Genomic DNA, 4,051 nt, shown 5'->3' with positions numbered 1-4,051 from the left:
ACCGTCCCTGCGGCCGATCGCGGTCATGGTGGCGGCGAGGTTCCAGCTCAGCTCGGCAAAGTCGGCACCGGTGTCGGTGCGGGTCTGCGGCCAACTGGCGATCGGGGTAGCCGAGCCAGCGGGAGTGACGTGCGCGAGCGGAAGCGGCGCCCAAGCACCTGTGGCATCGGCGCGGTATTCGTAGCGCACGCCGGTGCGGGCACTGGGCGCGGCCGCCACCAGCGGCACGGCCTGCTGGGTGCGCTCTTCATCGGCGGGCTTGAGCAGGCGGCCCCGGCCCACGCCGAAGGCATAAGCGCTCACCGCCGAGGTGTGCAGCGCCGCATCGCGGCTCTTGGCATACAGGGTGTGCCAGCCCTCGCCGGGGGTGAGGGTGACGGTCAGCGGGTCGCCGCCCTTGCCGTTGGAATCAGCCGCCAGCGTGGTGGGATTGGCGTCATCCAGCGCCCAGTAATAGCCCGAGCCGTCCGTGCTGGTGGTGTCCAGGGTGCAGGTCACCGCATCATCGGCCGTGGCGCTCCAGGCACCGGCCGGGTACTCCGGGCAGTCGATGGCCGGCGCGGCGGGAGCTTGGGCATCAACGGTGTGAGATTTGTAGGCCGACCAGGGGCCGTAGTCGGTGCCGTCGAAGCCGCGGGCGCGCCAGCGCCAGGCCTGGCCGTCGGCCAGCTTCCCGGCCGGGATAGCCACGCTGGCCTGGGCGCCGGCGTTCACCGCGGCGCTGCTGCCGGTCCACACGATGGTGCCGGTGGCGGTGGAGACCTCAAAGTCCAGGCGCATGGTGCCGCCGTCGGCATCGGTGGCCGCGGCATACAGCGTCGGGGTGGCACCGGTGTAGGCGACGTCATCGGTGCCGGCGACTTCCCCGTCGGTGCTGATAGTGGCGGTGTCGGGATAGGAGTTGTAGATGGCCACCAGCACCGGCGGGTTCGGGGTGATGCCGGGCACATCGAAGTCGGTGGAGTGAAACATGCGATAGGAGCGCACGTCGTTTTCGCTGACCCCGCGCACCTGCACGCCGTGGTTGGCCGCGCCATCGGCCCAGGCCTGGGTCATGGCGGTGATGGGAAAGCGCATCAGCGTGGCCGGGCAGGCGCTGGAATACCCCGGAGAGGTCTTGACGACGGTCTCCCCGGCGGTGGTCCAAGCCGGCTGGTTGGCCCAAGTGACGCTGGTCTGCTCCCAGGGCACGGTCAGTCGGCGCACCAGCACGCCGGGCCCGTTCTGGTCACACGAGCCCGAGTCCTGGCTCCACAGCCGCAACTGGGCAGCGGTGATGTGCTTGTCGGCCAGCGAGGCGACGTTGAACTTCAGGAGCGAGCGCATCTTACTCACCCCGCCGTTGGGCGAGCCGACCTTGAGGTAGTCGCCGCCGGTGGAGGCGGCCTGGTCGCTGCGCACGTAGATGTCGAAGCTCATGCCCAGGGTGGTGGTGGGGTCAACCACGACCGGGTACTGGGTGGCCGGATCGGCCAGGAGTGCGGTCAGCACCGATGGCCACGAAGGCTCGATCGCTCCCGCCGCTGCCGCCCTCGCCCTGCACACCGCCCTCTTTCCCGATCGCATTTGCTCATGAGACACCTCCCTTTCCGCCGCCTGCTGCTCAGCCTTGCCGCCGGAGCGACCGGTGTGGTGCTCGCCGCGCCCGCCCCGGCCCCTGCGGCGATGGCCGCCGCCGCGCTCAGCATCGCGCCAAGTGACGAGATCGCCCCGACCTTCAGCCCGAAGCCGACCAGCAGCGCCACGCCCAAACCCAAGCCGACCACGGCTGCGGCACCGGCCGCCTCGGCAGTGCCCACCGTCACCATCACCGTGACCGCCACCCGGACCGTCACCGTCACCGCGCCCCCGGAGCCGGCCCCCACCGTCACCGTCACCGCACCCCCGGCACCGGCCGCGGTGGTGACCTCTGCGCCGGTGCTGCCGCCGGTGGCCGCGGCGCCTCCAGGTGGTGGCCTGCCAGCGGTCAGCGCGCCGATCCCGGCGACGGCCACGGCGCAGCCGCCGGTCATCTTCCCCACCGCCGACCCGAGTGCGGCGGTGGCCGTCCCCAGCGTCTCGGCCTCCCCTGGCGCCACAGCTGAGCCGGCTCCCCTGGTGCCGGTCGCCCACAGCGCCCCGCTCGCTGCCCCCGGCCCCGATCAGGTGATCGGCCTGGCCTTGATCGGCCCGGCGCTGCTGCTGATCCTGTCCGTGATCGCTGGACTGGTCTTCGTTGATGGCCGCACCCGTCGGCGCCCCGCCCGGCCAGGTGTGCCGGCTGGTGCGCCGCACCAGATGCCCGCCTGACCTCCCACCGCTGGAAAGAAGCTCTGACCTCTCGTGAACACCCCTGCCTGCCTGCTGACGCTCACCGCCGCCGCTGCTGCCTTCACTGTGGGGGCCGGCCCGGCCCTTGCCGCTGCTGCCATGCCGGTACCCGCACCCTCCCCCACGCTCAGCCCTGCGGCCTCTGCGGCGGCCATCCAGCAAGCGGTCATCACCTACACCTGCACCGCCCCGGCCGGCACCGGGGCCGCCATCCCAGCGCAGGTGACGGCCAGCCTCCCGGCCACTGCTGCGCTCGGCCAGCCGGTGACAGTGCAATGGAACCTGGCCACCGGCCTGCTGGCCCCCGATGCGCTGGCCGCCGGCACCGCTCTGCAGAAAGGCACCCTGAAGCTCACCGGCTCTGCCCCGGTCAGCCTGGAGACCAGCTCGGCCGCCAATTCAGCCGTCATCGGCAAGGGCCAAGCGCTGCAACTGCCGGCTATGCAGGCCAGCTACACCCCCACCCAGGCCGGCACGCTAGCCATCACCCCCGGCGATGTCACCATCGTGCTGACCCGCAACGGCATCACCGAGCAAAGCCGCTGCAGCGCCGATCCGGCCGCCGCCCCGCTGGCGAGCCTGACCGTCAGCGCAGGCGGCGCCGCCGGGGGCGTGCCCGCGGCCGCGCCGGCCCCGACCGTGACGGTGACGGTGACCGCCACCTCTCAGCCGAAAAAGAAGAAGAGCACGCCTGCTCCGCAAACGGCCGTCACGCCCAAGGGCGGCGCGCCCACCGGCGGTGGCGCCCTGGCCGCAGCCAGCATGTGGCCCTATGCCGGGCTCGGAGTCGGGGTGCTGTTTGCCGCCGGGCTGGGCTGGGAGATCCGCCGCAAGCGCATCCATGGCTACTGACCGCAGCCCGCGAGCGCGCCCGCTGAGCTGGCTGCTGCTGACCACCGCCGCCATCGCGGTGCTGGTCATCCCGGTGGCCATGGCCGTGCGGGTGCTCAACCCGGTCGGCAGCGCGAGCCCAGCACTGGAGAATCCCTCCGCCCCGACGGTGCTGGAGCCGCTCACTGCCGCGGCCATCCGCGATCACGCCCCCGACAAGGCTGCGGCCACGCACGCCACGCCTTCGGTGGCGCTGGCGCGCTCGGTGCCGGTCCGGGTGAAGATCCCGAAGATCAAGCTGTCGGCGCCGATCATCTCGGTCGGCGTGGACGATGAGGGTGTGGTGCAGGTGCCGCCGCTGAACCGGCCCCAGCAGGCCGGCTGGTACCGGCACGGCCCCACCCCCGGTGAGATCGGCCCGGCGGTGATTTTGGGCCATGTCGACACCACCACCGGCCCGGCGGTCTTTGCCCGGCTGCGCGAACTCAAAGTCGGCGATGCCATCTCCGTCACCCGCAAAGACGGCCGCACGGCCACCTTCACCATCGAACGCATCACCACGGTGGCCAAAAAGCACTTCCCGACCAGCCGGGTGTATGGCCCGCTGGACTATCCGGGCCTGCGGCTGATCACCTGCGACGGCGACTTCGAGTCCCGTGCCCACAGCTACACCGACAACATGATCGTCTACGCCCGGCTGAAGTAAGCCGACGTCCAGGCATCGATCGAGGCCTTCGCCGCCGCGCGCTGGGGATGCGCGATGCAGGCTTATGCCGCTTGGTGGGGCGACTGGCATCCCTGCGGGATAGCTACACCTGGCAGCAGGTGGGCCCAGGGCCCGGCCTCACCTGAGCGCCTCGCCGCCCCCAAAGGCAGACGGGCGGCAGCAGGACCGGAGGAGCGGCCGAGG

The 4,051-nt window shown here is 71.7% G+C and carries 4 protein-coding genes; 3 read left to right on the top strand and 1 reads right to left on the bottom strand.

All coding sequences use genetic code 11. The features are described 5' to 3' along the window. Positions 1-1,491: DNRLRE domain-containing protein (locus Psi01_RS42750; RefSeq protein WP_204069935.1), on the bottom strand; the 1,491-nt coding region annotated here is incomplete at its 3' end. A gap of 81 nt (positions 1,492-1,572) precedes the next feature. On the opposite strand from Psi01_RS42750, the gene Psi01_RS42745 reads away from it, so the two are divergent. The 3 genes from Psi01_RS42745 to Psi01_RS42735 are packed head-to-tail and all read left to right on the top strand — an operon-like array spanning position 1,573 to position 3,847. Further along, a complete protein-coding gene (locus Psi01_RS42745; RefSeq protein WP_204069934.1) occupies positions 1,573-2,289 on the top strand; it encodes a hypothetical protein in 717 nt (238 codons plus the stop codon). A gap of 33 nt (positions 2,290-2,322) precedes the next feature. Beyond that, entirely contained in the window at positions 2,323-3,162 is an 840-nt protein-coding gene (locus tag Psi01_RS42740) for a hypothetical protein (protein WP_204069933.1), read from the top strand. Next, positions 3,152-3,847 carry a class F sortase gene (locus Psi01_RS42735; protein ID WP_204069932.1) on the top strand — a complete coding sequence of 232 codons (696 nt, stop codon included), beginning with the start codon at positions 3,152-3,154 and terminating at the stop codon, positions 3,845-3,847. The genes Psi01_RS42740 and Psi01_RS42735 overlap by 11 nt, the downstream gene beginning before the upstream one ends. Positions 3,848-4,051 lie beyond the last annotated feature (204 nt).

Origin of the sequence: Paraplanobispora siamensis, from assembly GCF_016863175.1 — a bacterium.
Taxonomy (GTDB): Bacteria; Actinomycetota; Actinomycetes; order Streptosporangiales; family Streptosporangiaceae; genus Planobispora; species Planobispora siamensis.
The sequence above is the reverse complement of the archived record's forward strand: the minus strand, read 5'-3'. Positions and strand labels throughout refer to the sequence as shown.

What these genes read in the sequence shown, in the direction of transcription:
- Psi01_RS42735 (WP_204069932.1), top strand. Translation starts at nt 3,152, where the DNA reads ATGGCTACTGACCGCAGCCCGCGAGCGCGCCCGCTGAGCTGGCTGCTG.
- Psi01_RS42745 (WP_204069934.1), top strand. Translation starts at nt 1,573, where the DNA reads ATGAGACACCTCCCTTTCCGCCGCCTGCTGCTCAGCCTTGCCGCCGGA.